Source organism: Micromonospora sp. NPDC049497 (assembly GCF_044465805.1).
Taxonomy (GTDB): Bacteria; Actinomycetota; Actinomycetes; order Mycobacteriales; family Micromonosporaceae; genus Micromonospora.
This window is the reverse complement of sequence record NZ_JBITMC010000008.1, coordinates 29,708-45,045: the sequence shown is the minus strand read 5'-3', so window position 1 is coordinate 45,045 and position 15,338 is coordinate 29,708. Positions and strand designations below refer to the sequence as shown.

Annotated in this window: 16 protein-coding genes; 12 read left to right on the top strand and 4 right to left on the bottom strand. The window is 71.3% G+C overall.

The window, feature by feature from the left end; translation table 11 throughout:
• Window positions 1-27: 27 nt before the first annotated feature.
• The 8 genes from ACIBR0_RS13815 to ACIBR0_RS13780 all read left to right on the top strand — a co-directional run bounded on the left by ACIBR0_RS13815 (window position 28) and on the right by ACIBR0_RS13780 (window position 6,233).
• The gene (locus ACIBR0_RS13815; RefSeq protein WP_396715428.1) at window positions 28-561 is read left to right on the top strand and encodes a DUF4352 domain-containing protein; all 534 of its coding nucleotides are present in this window, start codon (window positions 28-30) and stop codon (window positions 559-561) included.
• Window positions 562-656: 95 nt separating this feature from the next.
• Window positions 657-2,417, top strand: a complete 1,761-nt coding sequence (locus tag ACIBR0_RS13810; RefSeq protein ID WP_396715426.1) for a DUF6119 family protein — start codon at window positions 657-659, stop codon at window positions 2,415-2,417.
• A gap of 127 nt (window positions 2,418-2,544) precedes the next feature.
• Entirely contained in the window at window positions 2,545-3,306 is a 762-nt protein-coding gene (locus ACIBR0_RS13805; protein WP_396715424.1) for a hypothetical protein, read from the top strand.
• Between the two features lie 154 nt (window positions 3,307-3,460).
• A complete protein-coding gene (locus ACIBR0_RS13800; RefSeq protein WP_396715422.1) occupies window positions 3,461-4,276 on the top strand; it encodes a ribonuclease HI in 816 nt (271 codons plus the stop codon).
• A 35-nt stretch (window positions 4,277-4,311) separates the two neighbouring features.
• Window positions 4,312-4,557 carry a hypothetical protein gene (locus ACIBR0_RS13795; RefSeq protein ID WP_396715420.1) on the top strand — a complete coding sequence of 82 codons (246 nt, stop codon included), beginning with the start codon at window positions 4,312-4,314 and terminating at the stop codon, window positions 4,555-4,557.
• Window positions 4,554-4,874: a DUF4190 domain-containing protein gene (locus ACIBR0_RS13790; RefSeq protein ID WP_396715418.1), complete on the top strand. Its 321-nt coding sequence runs from the start codon at window positions 4,554-4,556 to the stop codon at window positions 4,872-4,874. Before ACIBR0_RS13795 ends, ACIBR0_RS13790 begins: the two co-directional genes overlap by 4 nt.
• Window positions 4,871-5,374, top strand: a complete 504-nt coding sequence (locus tag ACIBR0_RS13785; RefSeq protein WP_396715416.1) for a hypothetical protein — start codon at window positions 4,871-4,873, stop codon at window positions 5,372-5,374. The genes ACIBR0_RS13790 and ACIBR0_RS13785 overlap by 4 nt, the downstream gene beginning before the upstream one ends.
• Window positions 5,375-5,447: 73 nt before the next feature.
• Entirely contained in the window at window positions 5,448-6,233 is a 786-nt protein-coding gene (locus ACIBR0_RS13780) for a CBS domain-containing protein (protein ID WP_396715414.1), read from the top strand.
• 6 nt (window positions 6,234-6,239) lie between these two features.
• Here the strand turns inward: ACIBR0_RS13780 and ACIBR0_RS13775 are convergent, their stop codons facing one another.
• Window positions 6,240-7,496, bottom strand: coding sequence for a YncE family protein (locus ACIBR0_RS13775; RefSeq protein ID WP_396715412.1), 1,257 nt, complete (start codon window positions 7,494-7,496; stop codon window positions 6,240-6,242).
• A gap of 102 nt (window positions 7,497-7,598) precedes the next feature.
• Here ACIBR0_RS13775 and ACIBR0_RS13770 point away from each other — a divergent pair, with 102 nt between their 5' ends.
• From ACIBR0_RS13770 to ACIBR0_RS13755, 4 genes are all read left to right on the top strand, one after another.
• Window positions 7,599-8,153, top strand: a complete 555-nt coding sequence (locus ACIBR0_RS13770; protein ID WP_396715778.1) for an RNA polymerase sigma factor — start codon at window positions 7,599-7,601, stop codon at window positions 8,151-8,153.
• Window positions 8,146-8,859, top strand: a complete 714-nt coding sequence (locus ACIBR0_RS13765) for a hypothetical protein (RefSeq protein ID WP_396715410.1) — start codon at window positions 8,146-8,148, stop codon at window positions 8,857-8,859. The genes ACIBR0_RS13770 and ACIBR0_RS13765 overlap by 8 nt, the downstream gene beginning before the upstream one ends.
• Window positions 8,860-9,165: 306 nt before the next feature.
• Window positions 9,166-11,271 (top strand): PQQ-dependent sugar dehydrogenase, encoded by a 2,106-nt coding sequence (locus tag ACIBR0_RS13760; protein ID WP_396715408.1) that lies wholly within the window; start codon window positions 9,166-9,168, stop codon window positions 11,269-11,271.
• A 21-nt stretch (window positions 11,272-11,292) separates the two neighbouring features.
• Entirely contained in the window at window positions 11,293-12,234 is a 942-nt protein-coding gene (locus ACIBR0_RS13755) for a TIM barrel protein (protein WP_396715406.1), read from the top strand.
• 58 nt (window positions 12,235-12,292) lie between these two features.
• Here ACIBR0_RS13755 and ACIBR0_RS13750 read toward each other — a convergent pair whose 3' ends face one another.
• From ACIBR0_RS13750 to ACIBR0_RS13740, 3 genes are all read right to left on the bottom strand, one after another.
• Window positions 12,293-12,913, bottom strand: coding sequence for an L-threonylcarbamoyladenylate synthase (locus ACIBR0_RS13750; RefSeq protein ID WP_396715404.1), 621 nt, complete (start codon window positions 12,911-12,913; stop codon window positions 12,293-12,295).
• Window positions 12,914-12,941: 28 nt separating this feature from the next.
• On the bottom strand, window positions 12,942-14,774 hold the full coding sequence (locus ACIBR0_RS13745; RefSeq protein ID WP_396715402.1) for an AMP-dependent synthetase/ligase: 1,833 nt from the start codon (window positions 14,772-14,774) through the stop codon (window positions 12,942-12,944).
• Between the two features lie 170 nt (window positions 14,775-14,944).
• Complete coding sequence (locus ACIBR0_RS13740) at window positions 14,945-15,277, bottom strand: nuclear transport factor 2 family protein (protein WP_396715400.1); 333 nt, start codon at window positions 15,275-15,277, stop codon at window positions 14,945-14,947.
• Between the last annotated feature and the right edge of the window lie 61 nt (window positions 15,278-15,338).

Below are 15,338 nucleotides of genomic sequence, written 5' to 3'. Positions count from 1 at the left end.
GGCATTCCCTCTGAAACGGAGCTCCCCATGCGCAAGACCACGACCTTCGCCCTGCTCGCCACCGCTCTCATCGCGCTCGGCTGCGGCGCCGGCACCACCGACGAGCCCGCCAGCTCCGCCGGCGGCGACACTGCTGCCGAGGGCGAGGACAAGCCCGCCAAGACCGCGAAGGTCGGCCAGGCCGCCCGGGACGGGAAGTTCGAGTTCACGGTGAAGTCGGCCAAGTGCGGCGTCGCCAAGGTCGGGACCGACCTGCTCGGCGACAAGGCCCAGGGCCAGTTCTGCCTGATCACGGTCAACGTCAAGAACATCGGCAAGGAGCCGCAGACGCTCATCGACAGCAGCCAGAAGGCGTACGCCGCGGACGGCACCGAGTACTCCACCGACTCGGAGGCCGCGATCTACGCCAACAAGGACCAGCAGACCCTGTTCAACGAGATCAACCCCGGTAACCAGGTCACCGGCGTCCTCGTCTTCGACATTCCGAAGAAGGTCAAGCTCACCAAGCTCGAGCTGCACGACTCGCTGTTCTCCGGCGGCGTCGAGGTCGCCCTGAGCTGACGCCTCTTCGTGAGGGCGGGTCCCGCGAAGCCCGCCCTCACCACCCAGCACCACCGCACAACCGCCAGCACGAATCTCTACGCGAGGAGATCGAGATGCGCAGTGCGACGAACGGGATCCCGCCCGACTCCAGCACCCGCGCGGCCAACCGGAAGGACCGCCGCCGGCCTGGCCCGGAACACCCCACCCTCTTCGACAGCCCCATGCCCCCGACCCCGCCCGGCACCTACCCGACCAGCGTCTATCGCCTCCGGGTGCCCGCGACCTCGGACGGTCTAAGGGAGTCGCTCAACGCCCCCTATCTGCGGGAGAGCGGCTTCGAGGCAGTCGAACGGCAGGTCGCCGGCGCGCCGGCGCTGCTCGTACAGGGCTCGTTGCCGCGCGAGCGGGCGGAGTGGTGCGACATCCTCGCCGGGCTCACCGGCGAGGATGTCGACCTGGGGTACAGCAGCGGCGGCGGGGCGCTCTTCCTGGCCGTCGACGAGTGCGCCTACGCCCTCACCTACGGGACCCTGGGCCGCTTCATGGTCGAGCAGGAGGCGATCGACCGGACCTTCGGCGTGTCCTTCGTCGTCCGCGCACTGGTGCCGAGCGACATCCGGCAGGTTCGCCGCCGGGTCGTCGGCGCCAATGGACGGGTGGACCGCAGCCTGGTCCCCGCCGGTCAGCCGATCCGGATGTACGGCATCGACAAGTGGGGCGAGATCGTCGGCCAGGTGTGCGGCCGTACGGACAACCCTCGGCTGACGGTCTGCCGCCGTACCGGCAAGCCGGCAAGGGTCGACGGCGGCGAGGCACTGCGCATCCATCTCTGCGTCGAGCCCGACGGGCTCCTTACCGATCTGCGGGAGATCGAGCGGGTCTGCCAGCAGGAGTCTCCCCTGGCCGACCTGGAGTTCATCACGCAGATCCGCCCCGTACCGGCATCCGACCCCCGGGTGCCGGAACTCATTGACACCCTCGATCAGCGGCTCGCGCTGGCCGACCCGCCCGACCTGGGCGTGGCCGTGCCCGGCGACCTCGTCGCGGACATCGAGCACGTCGAGCGGTACCGGATCCAGATCCCGAAGTCCGGACAGGGGCCGACCCTGGCGGCGGAGCTGGACCTGGCGGTCATCCTCTCCCACACGAACGGGGCGCTGGAGGGTGACCGCTGGGCCGGCCTGCGCAACGGGAAGGTGGCGCTCTTCGCGGACACGGGCGGAACCGACGAGATGGTGTCGACGCCGGTTTCCCGCTGGATCACCGCGGAGGTGCCCGTCGGTCCCAGCCACCTGCTGCTGCACGAGGGTGCCTGGTACGAGATCGGCGACCAGCATCGCGAGTTCCTGCGGCAGGAGATCGCCGAGATCCTGGCTCGGTCGTCCGACGTCGTGCTGCCGCCCTGGACGCCCGACCTCGTCAATGAGGACGCCTACAACCGTGCGGCTGCCTCCCGTGACCCGCGGCTCGTGCTGCTCGACAAGAAGCTGCTGCGCACGGCGCAGCATCGACACGGCATCGAGGCCTGCGACCTCCTCGGCCCCGACGGCGAGCTGATCCACGTCAAGCGGGCGTCTGGCACCTCCCCACTGAGCCATCTTTTCGCTCAGGGCCTCGCCTCCGTCGACGCGCTGCGCTACGAGGAGGACGCGCGCACCAGGCTCATCGAGGTGGTGCGCCAACAGCCGAACGGGCGCAACCTCGACCCGGGCTTCCGTCCCACGAAAGTGGTCTACGCCATCGCGCTCAGCGCGGGCCGGACCGTCACCGTCGACACGCTCTTCACCTTCGCCCAGGTCGCGCTCTACCGGGCGATGAAGTCGCTGCGCAACGAGGGCGTCGAGGTCGAGGTCGTCGGAATCCCACCCGCCTGAATCGCTGCCGATCAGCGCTACCGCCGATCGCCACGATGCCGCCGATCTCACCCGTTCAGGCCCTCCCAGCCACACCGCCCCTTCGGCTCGGGCGTCAACCCAGCCACCAGACAAAGAAGGAACAACCATGACCCAGCCCGAGTTCCAGCCGGACCCGCAGGCTGTTCCCCAGTCACCGCCACCGCAGGAGCCGCACACGTCGCCGCACGACCCCGCTCCGCCCTCCGGCGCCGACGCACCGCAGTCGGAAACGACCGGGCCACCGGCGAACACCCCGGTCGACGCCGCCAGCCCGACGAAGCGCTCCAACGCGCAGGTCTGGGCCGTTGGCGCCATTGCCCTCGTCATCGCCCTCACCGCCGGGGTGGCCATCGGCGCGCTCGCCGCCGATGGTGCTGAGCCGGCTGCCAGCGTGAGCAGCTCGGCGTCGCCGAGCAGCGCGCCGACCACGGCAGCGCCGACCACCGCTGCCCCCACGACGGCTGCGCCAACCACCGCAGCGCCGTCGCCCACGAAGACCACTCCCCCGCCGAAGCCGAAGCCGCCGTCCTACAAGACGTTGAGCGAGCGGGAGTGGAAGCTCATCGCCAAGAACCCGGACGCCTACATCGGCAAGACCTATGTGGTCTTCGGCCGGGTCACCCAGTTCGACGCCGCGACCGGTGTCGACACATTCCGCGCGGACGTCGCACACAAGCGGATGGCCGAAGATTACGACTACGAGACCAACACGATCCTCAGCGGCGGCTCCGACGACCTCGAGAACCTGGTCGAGGACGACATCTTCCGGGCGAACGTCACCGTGCTCGGCTCGCACAGCTACGAAACCCAGATCGGTGGCGAGACCACCGTGCCGCTCCTCATGGTCGCCTCGATCAAGGTCCTCTGACGTCGGCTGACGCCTCCGGTCTCACGAACGGGGCAGCTCGACAGGACCAGGGAACGCCTGATCCGTCTGCGACATCAGCTCGACAGCGCCGAGGCGAGCGCACTCCCTCGCCCGGCGCCCCTCCCCCACCCCCTTCGAGACGTCAGGAGGCGTCGTGCGTCCCGATGAGTTCCTGCGCGCCCTGGACCGGCTTCCCGCCCCCTTGCACGAGCGCGCGGTCGCGTTGCGCCTCTACGCCCGGCCGACCCGCTGCGCGCACTGCCAGCGGATCGGCGACGCCGTGCGGCTGGCCCTCACCGCCGCGCACTGGGACGAGCTCGACTCGGCGCGGCACCTACTCGACGCAGCCGAACAGCAGGCCGCGGGGCATGGCTCGGCGTGCCGACCGCCGTCGGACGAGCAGCGCGGTCGCGGCCGGGTCGGCCGCTGGGCGGGGACGTCCGCGCCGCTGGTCGCCGCGACCGACGCGAGCTGGAAGGGGCGCACGGGCGGCATCGCGTACGTCGTCAGTGACGGCCACTACGGCCTGCGCGGCCGCGGTACCGGCCCGCTGGATCCAACCGGCGTCTCCCGGGTGCTGATCAACGAGCTGCGGGCGGTCGACTTCCTGTTCTCCGGATACGACGAGGTACCGGCCGGGATGACCGTGCTGGTGGACAACCTGACCGCCCTGCGGTACCTGAACCGCTGGCAGGCCGGCCGGACCGAGGCGATGCCGAGCGGCTACAGCCTGCGCCCGCGCCGGTCGGCGCCCCAACCCACCCTCGTCCGGCTGGCGGAGCTGGTGAGCCGGCGGCCGGATCTGTCCTTCGCCCACGTGAAGGGGCACAGCGGCCACGCGCTCAACGAGGCCGCCGACGGTCTGTCGCACATGGCACGCCGGCAGCTCGACGAGTCCTTCGACGTACGCCCGCGGGCGCAGGCCCTGGTCGACGCGTTCCTGCGCGACTGGCACGCCACCCCCCTTTAACCACATCCACATTCCATCGCGGGGAGACACGCACCATGAACCAGAGTCCGGACCACCAGATCGTCACGCGACGGTACGTGGAGCGGCGGATCGCCGAGCTGCCCGCCGGCCCCGGCGAGACCGACGCCCGGCTGCGCGGCCTGCTGGACATCTTCGACGAGATGACCGCCAAGGGGCACCCCGAGCCGTTGACGTTGCTGGCCTCCGTGCTGGGCATCCCGGTTGACATGCTCGTCACCCACCTGCGCGCCGCCGGCCGTTCGTGGGGTGAGTCCCGGTGACGTACCACCAGCCCACCCCGCCGTACCCGCTCGTCCCCGCGCCGTCGGTGCGGCCGCCGCTCACGTCGGGCCTGGCGACCGCGTCGCTGGTGCTCGGGATCTTCGGCGTGCTCGGCGGCTGGTGTCTGTTCGGCCTGCCGTGCGTCCTCGCCGTGATCCTCGGCCACGTGGCCATGCGGGAGACCCGCGACGGTACGAGGTCGGGCCACGGCATGGCGGTCGCCGGTCTGGTCCTGGGCTACGTCTTCGTCGGCCCGATGATCGGCTTCACCTTTCTGATGTTCTTCGGTGGCGTCCTGGGCGCGGCCGCCCCGTGAACGCGTCGAAGCCCCGGCGCGCCTGGTCGGACGTGTTCCACCGCAGCCGCATCTCGCCGCACGTGTTCGTCGTCGCCGACCCTGCCCGGCGAGGGGTGGCCCAGGTCCTCCATGGCCTGCGGCTGCCCGAGGCGTCCTCGATCAGTCTGTTCGACAACGCGCACTGGGCCAGTCCACTGCTCGACGGTGCGGTGACCCGGCTGCGCACGTACGGCTTCTCCACCCTGCCCAGCGCAACGCGGGTGTACGGGCATCGCCCGCTGCGGCTGCTCTGCCACCTCATGGACCTCCGGCCGCCGGCCCGGGCCCTGGTCGGCGAGCGGGCGGTGCCGACGGTCGAGCAGTTGTTGGCCGACCTGGACCGGCAGCGGCACGTCGACATCGAGACGCTGCTCGCCCAGGCACGTACGACGATGGCCAACGATCCCCAGGAGGTCCTGGCGGCGGTCCGGGCGCTCTTCGGGGAGGAGGCGGTGGGCGCGACCGCCTCCGAACGGTAAGGGGGTGGCGTTCCGTCCCTGTCGAGATCACCCCGGTCGTCGACAGGGACGGCGCGGCGAGCACACTGTCGTCATGATCTTGGCGCACTCCGATGACATCGCGACGGCTATCCGCACTCGCCACCTGCAGACGCCGATCGCCCGAGTCCTCTGCTACGGCGTCGACACGCCTGCCCCGGACGTCGCCCAGGCTCTGACCGAGCATGGCTTCGACTTCGCGCCCGTCACCCGTGACGGCGAGATCTGCGGCTATGTCCACCGCGCGGACCTCCTTGACCGGGACGGCGCGCTGTCCGCGTACATCCGCCCACTGACCGCCACGCGGGTCATCGCAGGCGACACGCCGTTGGCCACCCTCCTGTCGGCCCTGCGCCGCGCCGAGTTTCTGTTCGTCGTCGACGGGCACGACATCGTCGGGATCGTCAGCCCGGCCGACCTCAACAAGCAGCCCGGACGCACCTACTTCTACCTTCTGGTCAGTGCGCTGGAACTCGAGCTGGCCGAACGGACGCGGGGGCACTTCCCCGACCAGGAGAAGGCGTTGGCGCTGCTGCCGCAGACCCGCCAGCAACGGATCCGGGACCGACTCGACACGGAGGCACGCGACGACGTCGTCGCCGACATCGTCGCGGCGATGGACTTCACGGACCTGTTGAAGGTGGTGAAGAAGACGGAGGCCCTGCGCGGTGCTTTCGGAACCTACAGCGCCGGACGGTGGGAGAGCGAGGTGTCGGCTCCGCTGATCGATCTGCGGCACGACATCATGCACGCCGTCCGGACCCTCGCCACCGACGCACCCTCGTCATTGCGGCGGCTCATCAGCCTCGACGAGCGACTCCGCAGCCTGCTCACCGCCTGAGCAGGCTCAGGCGCGCCCGGCCAATCCGTGCAGAGCCACCAGACCCGGTACGGCAACCCGGCCGAGTTCCGCACCGCTACCCGCGTCGTGCCAGCTCACCGCATCGGTCTGGCCCACGTACAGACGCTGCCCGTCGGCGCTGAACACGAGACCGGTGACCGGTTCACCGACGGTCCGGTCGGCGACGACGCCGAGGCGCGTGAGGTCCAGTGTGCGTACCGTCCGGTCGGCGGCGATGACCAGGCGGTCGCGGTCGGCGGCGGCGTGGGCGGTGCCGGTGCCGCCGGGCACGGTGGCCGTCCGGCGTACGGTGAGGTCCTCGGTGGAGATCTCCGCGACGGTGCCCGAGGTGACGTCGGCGACGAACAGGCGGCTCCCGTCGGGGGTGATCGCCATGGCGTGGCCGCCGGCGGGCGCCTCCCCGAAGGGGTGCGGCAGGTCGATGCAGTACGCCCACCGCTCGCCGAGGCTCAGCGTGTGGACGAACGCGTGCACGTTGCCGGGTCGGCCGCTGACCAGGTCGCGGGTGTGCCGGTGGTCGGGCTGGTGGGTGTAGAGCGTGTAGAGGGTGCGGCGGTTCGGGGAGAGCACGGCCTGGCGTCCGTCGCCGCGCATCTCCTCCTCGGCGCCGGGCGGCACCGGCACCTTGTTGCGGGTGGAGAGCGGGCCGGGCTTCCTGGTGGCGAGGTCGACGACGCGGACCCGGTAGCGGTCCGGCGCGGTCGCCGGGAGCCACTCCAGGACGAACAGTCCGCCGAGGTCCTCGGTGAAGGTCTCCGGTACGAAGTTGCCGCGCAGATTTAGCCGGTGCCGCACCCCGGTCTCGTCGGCGATCAGCACCGGGGTCACCTCGCGGCCGTCCGGGCGTCCCGTGGTGACGTGCACCGCGGTCGACGTGAGGGCGACCGTCGTACCGGTGGTGGAGACGGTCTGCGGCACCCAGCGTCCGGGCAGGGTTACCCGGGCCGACGCGCGGCCGGTGGCGGTGTCGATCCGCCAGAGGGCGGTGTCGGCGCCCTCGGGCGCGGTCGCGAAGACGGCGAGCCCGTCGGCGGTGGCGACGGAGTGCGGCATCGTCTGCCGGTCGGTGCCGCGCAGGACGCCGAGCCCGCCGTCGACCTCGACGAGCAGCGGATCGGGGACCGGGGCGGCGGGGGCGGCGCTCGGGCTCCGTCCGGGATCGCAGCCGACCAGCGCGGTGGCGCCGCTGCCGGCGAGCACGGTCAGGAGGGTACGACGCGAGATCGGGTTGTTGGCCATCATGTCCGGATGACACCGCCGGCCCCGGCCGGGTTCCCTCTCCGCGCGGGTGGAACCGGGGCGGGCCGGGCGGTGTCATGAGGGTGGTCCAACCGGAGGTGCGCACTGGACGACGAGGAGTTCGTCACCCGCGCTCGGGCAGGTGACCTGGAGGCGTACGAACTCCTGGTCGCCCGGCACACCGCGTCCGCGTACCGGACCGCGGCGCTGCTCGGCGCCGGTTCCGACGCGGAGGACGTCATCCAGGAGGCGTTCGTGAAGGGATACCGGAAGCTGTCCCGCTATCGGGGAGAGTCGTCCTTCCGCGCCTGGCTGCTGGCGATCGTGGCCAACGAGACCCGCAACCTGCACCGGTCGCGCAGTCGGCGGGACGGTCTCGTGCTGCGGGCCGCGGCGGCGAACCCGGAGTCGGAGGTCGCCGAGGACGGGGCGGTCGGCTCGGTTCTCGCCGCCGAGCGCCGCACCGCGCTGGTCCGGGCCCTGCGCCTGCTGCCGGTGAAGGACCGCGAGGTGATCGTCTGCCGGTTCTTCCTCGACCTCAGCGAGGAGGAGACCGTGACGATGCTGGGATGGCCCCGGGGCACGGTGAAGTCGCGGACGTCGCGGGCCCTGGTGAAGCTCCGCGGCCTGCTGGACCTCGAGGAGGTCCACCGTGGATGACCTCGACCGGGAGCTGCGCGGGCTCTCCGCGTGGCTGGAGACGCCCGACGCGCCCGACGTCGCCGCCCGGGTACGGGCGCGGCTGGGCGCGCGCCGGCGACGCCGGTGGCGCTACTACGCGGCGGCGGCGCTGGTCGCGCTGGTCGTCGCGGTGCTGCCGCCGGGGCGGGCCGCACTCGCCGATGCCGTGACGGGGCTGCTGCGCTTCGCCGGGATCGTCATCGCCACGTCGCCGGACACGGCGCGTCCCACCGGGTCGCCGTCGCCGTTGCCGGGGCAGCAGCCGGCCGCCCTCGACGAGGCGCAGCGGATGGTGCGCTTCCCGATCCGCCTGCCGGCCCAACTGGGCCCGCCGGAGCAGGTGCTGGTCGCCGACCCCGACGGGACCGGTACCTACCGGGTCGCGACGCTGCTCTATCGCGGCGGCACGCTGCGCGTCGACGCCTTCGACGGTCGTCTCGACCCGGTCTTCCAGAAGCAGGCCAACGGGCCGGGGATCGACTGGGTGGAGTTCGACGGTGACGTGGCCGTCTGGATCGGCGGCCCGCACCCGGTCAGCTACGTGGATCGAACGGGCACGGTACGCGTGGAGACCGCCCGCCTCGCCGCCTCGACGCTCATCTGGCAGGAGGGCGGCGTGAGCTACCGGCTGGAAGGCCAGGTCACCAAGCCGGAGGCGATCGAGATCGCCGTCTCGCTGGCCTAGGACCGCAACCCCACCGGCAGTCTCATCCCAACTTTCGTTGTCAGTAAACGAAAGTTGCTCCTATATCGATGAAAGGTATGGACATGTGGACATGCCTTTTGTAGCGTCGGCCACATGAAGGCGTTTCGGCTGGTTGACCGTCCCGCCGGACCAGGAACCGCAGCCGACACCTGACCCGTCACCCGTCCCCTACCCAGTGCTTCGCCCGGCGCTGGGCGGCTCAGCCGTGCCCGGCGACCGACACCACCGGCAAAGGAGGAAGTGCCGTACTCCCCGAACTGCCCGATCAGTGACAAGGAGAGGCAGATGAAGAAACGACTCGCGCTCGCCGTAGCGGGTCTGACGAGCCTGGCGCTCGTCACCACCCCCACCGTCTCGACGGCCGCACCCGGCAGCGCGCCGCCGGACAGCGACTTCCAGAAGGTGACCCTCAACGACAACCCGGGCGAGCCGATGGACCTCGCCGTGCTGCCCGACAGCCGGGTGCTGCACGTGACGCGTCCCGGTGAGGTCTGGCTGCACGACCCGGGCACCGGCCGCAACACCCTCGCCGCGACCCTGGACGTCTACCGGCACGACGAGGAGGGCCTGCAGAACGTCGCGATCGACCCGAACTTCGGCAGGGCCGGCAACAACTGGGTCTACCTGTACTACTCACCTCCGCAGGACACCCCCGTCGACGACCCGTCCACGCCCGGAGTCAACGAGGGTGACGCGCCGGCCTGGGGAACCCCGGCGGACTTCGCGCCGTTCGAGGGGGTCATCCGGCTCTCCCGGTTCCGGTTCGTGAAGGACAGGCTGGACCTCACCACCGAGCAGCGGATCCTGGACGTCCCGGTCGACCGGGGCATCTGTTGCCACGTCGGCGGCGACATCGTCTTCGACTCCGCGGGCAACCTGTACCTGTCCACCGGTGACGACACCAACCCCTTCGAGTCCGGTGGCTACACACCCATCGACGAGCGGCCCGGCCGCAACCCCGCGTACGACGCGCAGCGCACCTCGGCCAACACCAACGACCTGCGCGGCAAGATCCTGCGCATCCGGGTGGGCGCCGACGGGTCGTACCGCATCCCGGACGGCAACCTCTTCCTCGAGGGCACGGCCGGCACCCGGCCCGAGATCTACCTGATGGGTCTGCGCAACCCCTTCCGGATCGAACTGAACCGCGAGACCGACGAGCTGTACGTCGCGGACTACTCGCCGGACGCGGGCGATCCCGACCCGTCGCGTGGCCCGGCCGGGCACGGCAAGTGGTTCGCCGCCCGCGAGGCCGGCAACTACGGCTGGCCCTACTGCGCCACGGCGCAACTGCCGTACGTGGACTACGACTTCGCCACCGGAGCGTCCGGGGCGCCGTTCGACTGCGCCGCGCCGGTCAACGAGTCACCGCACAACACCGGCCTGCGGCAACTGCCGCCGGTGGAGCAGCCGCAGGTGTGGTACTCCTACGGTCCCTCGGCGCAGTTCCCCGAGCTGGGCACCGGCGGCATCGGCCCGATGGCCGGGCCGGCGTACCAGTTCTCCCGCCCGACGACGCGGGGACGCGCCCCGGTGGCGTGGCCGGCGTACTACGACGGCATGGCGCTGTTCCACGAGTGGACCCGGGACTACGTGAAGGGCTTCCGGCTGGACGCCGGCGGCGACCTGACCGGGATCGAGCCGGTGCTCCCCTCGCTCACCGTCGACAACCCGATGGACATGGAGTTCGGCCCGGACGGCGCGCTCTACGTGCTGGAGTACGGCGACGGCTTCTTCAGCGAGAACCCGGACGCCCAACTGGCCCGGATCGACTACACCGGCTGGACGGGCAACCACACCCCGGTTCCCCAGGTCTCGGCGACGCCCACCGCCGGGCTGGCGCCGCTGACCGTCGCGTTCTCCAGCGACGGCACCGCCGACTACGACGGGGACCGACTCCGGTACGCGTGGGACTTCGACAACGACGGCAAGGTTGACTCCCGCGCGGCGAACCCGACGTTCACCTACCGGGAGAACGGGCTCTACCACGCCACGCTCCTGGTGAGCGACCCGCAGGGACTGTCGGCCTCCGCCTCGGTCCGGGTCGTCGTCGGCAACGCCGCGCCCGTGGTGGAGCTGGTCAGGCCGGGCGACGGCCAGGCCTTCGCCTTCGGCGACCGGGTGGAGTTCGAGGTACGGGTGACCGACGACCAGCCGGTCGACTGCTCCCGGGTCAGCGTCACCTACGTCCTGGGCCACGACACGCACGGGCACCCGCAGACCACCGCCACCGGCTGCACCGGCTCCATCCAGACGACGGTGCCGTCCGGCCACGACCCGGCGACCGACAACCTGACCGGTGTGTTCGTCGCGTCCTACACGGACGCCGGTGGTGACGGGCTGCCGGCCCTGAGCGGAACCGACCAGGTCGTCCTGGTCCCCACCGAGTAGAAACGACGGAAGGAAGCCATCATGTGTTACGGACACGACGGGATGGCCGCGCTGCGGCAGTCCGTTGACCGGCGCAGCCTGCTGCGCGGTTCACTGGCGGCGCTCGCGGGCGTCGGCCTGGCATCCGGCATCGGCGCGACGGCTGCCGGAGCGACGATCCGGCCGACCGGCCGGCACCACGTACCCCCGGGCCTGATCAGCATCCAGCTGTGGACGGTCCGCGACGCCCTCTGGGGATCGCCGGGGTACGACGCGACCCTCACCCACCTCGCCCGCATCGGGTATCCGCGCGTGGAGCTGGCGCTCGGCTACTTCGGTCGGACGGCCGCGCAGTTGCGTCAGTTCCTCGACGGGATCGGGATCGAGCCCAGCTCCAGCCACGACGGGATCAGCGCCGACTCCGCCGGTCTGGAGCAGAAGATCGAGAACGCGGTCACCCTGGGCCAGCGGTTCATGGTGGTGCCGTACCTGAACTCCGACAAGGCGGACGACTGGAAGCGCTGGGCGGAGCAGATGAACGTCGAGGCCGCCGCCGCGCGGGCCGCCGGCCTGCGGTACGGCTACCACAACCACGCGCACGAGTTCACCATCGACCTCGGTGGCGGCACGCGCCCGTGGGACATCCTGACCGCCGAGCTGGACCCCGGGCTCGTGCACCTGGAGATCGACCTCTACTGGGCGGTCACCGGCGGCATCGAGTCCGGCGACGGCGTGGCCGACCCGGAGGGCTTCACGCTGGACGTCATCCGCTCGGCGCCGCAGCGCGTCCTGCAGTACCACGTCAAGGACCGGCACGAGTCCACCGGCGACATGGCCGACCTGGGCACCGGGATGATCGACTTCGCCCGGATCTTCCGGGAGCACTCGGTGCTGGAGTACATCGTCGAGAACGACACCCCCGACGTGACGCCGCAGCAGACGGCCGAGGTCGGCTACCGCTACCTGCGCAGGCTGCGCTTCTGACAGGTCCGGGCAGGCAACGCTGACGGACACCGGGGCCGGCGCCCCCACCGCGACGGGTCTACTCGAAGCGGGAGGGGTCGCCGGCTCCCCGGCGCAGGATCTCCGGCTCGGGCTGCGACAGGTCGACCACCGTCGTCGGCTCCTTTCCGCAGTCGCCGGCGTCGACGACCGCGTCGAGGAGGTGGTCCAGCCGCTCCTTGATCTCCCACCCCTGGGTCAGCGGCTCGTCCTCGCCCGGCAGGATCAGGGTGCTCGACACCAGCGGCTCGCCGAGTTCGGCGAGCAGCGCCTGGGCGACGGTGTGCGCGGGCACGCGGACGCCGACCGTACGCTTGCGGGGGTGCAGCATCCGGCGCGGCACCTCCTTGGTGGCCGGCAGGATGAACGTATAGCTGCCGGGGGTGGACGCCTTCACCAGCCGGAAGACCGCGTTGCTGACGTGCACGAACTGGCCGAGTTGGGCGAAGTCCCGGCAGACCAGCGTGAAGTGGTGCCGTTCGTCGAGGCGGCGGATCTCGCGGATCCGGTCGAGCCCGTCGCGGTTGCCCAACTGGCAGCCGAACGCGAAGCAGGAGTCCGTGGGGTAGGCGACCAGGCCGCCGTCCCGGATCAGGTCGACGACCTGCCGGACGATCCGGGGCTGGGGGTTGTCCGGGTGCACGTCGTAGTACCTCGCCATGCGCCCAAGACTAGGCGCTTCCACCGGCTCAGTGGCCGCGGTAGAGGACCTCGATGTCGTCGGCGTAGCGCTGCGCCACGACATCGCGTTTGACCTTGAGGGTGGGGGTGAGTTCCCCGTCGGCCTCGGTGAGGTCCCGGGGCAGGATCCGGAACGTCTTGACCTGCTCCGGGTGGGATACCGCCTCGTTGGCCCGGTCCACCGCGGTCTGGATCTCCCGGCGCAGCGTGGCGTCGTCCCGCAGGTCGGCCACCGAGGCGTCGGGATGCCCGTGCCGTGTCCGCCAGCGCTGCCAGGCCGGCTCGTCGATGGTGACGAGCGCGGCCACGTACGGGCGGCCGTCGCCGACGAGCACGCACTGGCTGACCAGCGGATGGGCGCGGACAGCCTCCTCGATCGGCGGGGGCGCGACGTTCTTGCCGGCCGCCGTCACGATGATCTCCTTCGTGCGGCCGGTCACCCGCAGGAACCCGTCGGCGTCGACGCTGCCGAGGTCACCGGTGCGCAACCACCCGTCCGAGGTGAACGTGGCGCGGGTGGCGTCCGGGTTGTTCCAGTATCCGGGGAAGATCACCTCGCCTCGGGCCTGGATCTCGCCGTCGTCGGCGATGCGGATCTCCACCCCGGGGAACGGGAGGCCGACGGTACCGATGCGCTGTGCTTCGGGCCGGTTCGTCGTCAGTGCCGGCGACGTCTCGGTCAGCCCGTACCCCTCCAGCACCGTGATCCCGGCGCCGCGGAAGAAGTGCCCCAGCCGTTCACCCAGCGGCGCACCGCCGACGATGGCCATCCGGCACCGTCCGCCCAGAGCTGCGCGGAGCTTGCGGTACGCCAGCAGGTCGAGGACCTGCCGCGCCAACCGCAGCACGAGGTTGGGACCCCGGGCGGTGTCCATGGCCCGGCTGTGGCGCTCCGCCACCCAGTCGGCGACGGCGAACAGCCACCCGCGGTGCGCGTCCTCGGCCTTCTGCCGGGCCCGCGTGTACACCTTCTCCCACACCCGCGGCACCGCGAGGATGAACGTCGGCCGGTACCTGCGCAACTGCTCCAGGACACCGACCATCTCGGCGCTGTGCACCATCGTCCCCCGGGTCTGCACCATCCCCACCTGGATCATCCGGGCGAACGCGTGGGCGAGCGGGAGGAACAGCACCGTCGACGCGCCCGAATGCAGCAGCTGCGGCAGCACCGTCACCGCGCTGGTGACGTCGCAGTAGATGTTGCGGTGGGTCAGGACGCAGCCCTTGGGTCGGCCGGTGGTGCCGCTGGTGTAGACGATCGTGGCGACGTCTCCCCCGGTCACCTGCTTGCGGCGCGTCTCGACCCGGGCGTCGTCGATGTCGCGGCCCTGCCCGGCGAGAGCGATCAGGTCACCGTCGTCGATCTGCCACACCTCACGCAGCGCCGGCAGGCCCGCCCGCGCATCGGTGAGCATCTCGGCGTGCGCCGCGTTCTCCACGACACAGCCCACGGCTCCGGCGTCCGCCACGATCCACTCGAGCTGGTCCCTGCTGGCGGTCTCGTAGACCGGTACGGTCACCGCGCCGATCGCCCACAGGGCGTAGTCCACCAGGGTCCACTCGTACCGGGTGCGGCTCATCAGCGCGATGCGGTCACCGTGACCGACACCCGCGGCGATGAAGCCGCGAGCCAGGGTCAGCACGTCGTCACGGAACTGCTCACACGTCACCGGTACGTCGCCGCCCTGCACCGGCGCCCGCCCGGGCCAGGCCCGGTGCACCGGTGCCGGGCGCACGAACTGCACCACCTGCGGCGCCTCTTGCGCGTTGATCCACACCCGCTCGGCCAGGCCCGGTACCACCGACCCGACATCCTGCGGCGCGACGGCCACATCCTGCACGTCACACACCCCCGCTCACCGGTCCGCGACGATCCGGCTCCGGCCGTCCGTCCGCGACGCCATGATGTCGCCATCCGCGGCGGCGTCGGCGACGTTTCACGAAATCTGTTCGGCGGGGCACCGACCGCGGGTACCGCCCGGCGCCGGCGATCGGCGGCGAGCGGCGAGCGTTACGGCCGGATGTCGAGGGCGCCGATCAGGCCGTCGTGCAGCGTGAACCGGTGCCGCAGACGGATCGGGCTGCCCGGGAACGAACCCGACACGACCGTCGTCACCACGACGTTCCCGCCGGCTTCCTCGTCGGCCGCCTCGGGGTCGGCGGTGAAGTCGGACGCGGCCGCGGTCCGCTCGCGCCAGGCCCGGATCGCCGCCCGGCCCTCGTGGGTCCGGTTCTCGTCGGAGACGATCGCGTCGTCGGTGAAGCAGCCGACGAGGGTGTCGTGGTCGCGCTCGTTGGTCGCCCGGTAGTAGCGGGCGATCACCTCCGGCATGGCGGCGGTCATGTCGTGTCCTCCTTCGGTCGGATCTCGGCGGCCCGGCAGGCGTGTCCCCCAGCTCATCACA

Bases quoted from the DNA above. Each gene is read 5' to 3' on its own strand.
- ACIBR0_RS13805 (WP_396715424.1), top strand. From the start codon at position 2,545: ATGACCCAGCCCGAGTTCCAGCCGGACCCGCAGGCTGTTCCCCAGTCA.
- ACIBR0_RS13810 (WP_396715426.1), top strand. From the start codon at position 657: ATGCGCAGTGCGACGAACGGGATCCCGCCCGACTCCAGCACCCGCGCG.
- ACIBR0_RS13755 (WP_396715406.1), top strand. From the start codon at position 11,293: ATGTGTTACGGACACGACGGGATGGCCGCGCTGCGGCAGTCCGTTGAC.
- ACIBR0_RS13815 (WP_396715428.1), top strand. From the start codon at position 28: ATGCGCAAGACCACGACCTTCGCCCTGCTCGCCACCGCTCTCATCGCG.
- ACIBR0_RS13740 (WP_396715400.1), bottom strand. From the start codon at position 15,277: ATGACCGCCGCCATGCCGGAGGTGATCGCCCGCTACTACCGGGCGACC.
- ACIBR0_RS13760 (WP_396715408.1), top strand. From the start codon at position 9,166: ATGAAGAAACGACTCGCGCTCGCCGTAGCGGGTCTGACGAGCCTGGCG.
- ACIBR0_RS13775 (WP_396715412.1), bottom strand. From the start codon at position 7,496: ATGATGGCCAACAACCCGATCTCGCGTCGTACCCTCCTGACCGTGCTC.
- ACIBR0_RS13750 (WP_396715404.1), bottom strand. From the start codon at position 12,913: ATGGCGAGGTACTACGACGTGCACCCGGACAACCCCCAGCCCCGGATC.
- ACIBR0_RS13780 (WP_396715414.1), top strand. From the start codon at position 5,448: ATGATCTTGGCGCACTCCGATGACATCGCGACGGCTATCCGCACTCGC.
- ACIBR0_RS13795 (WP_396715420.1), top strand. From the start codon at position 4,312: ATGAACCAGAGTCCGGACCACCAGATCGTCACGCGACGGTACGTGGAG.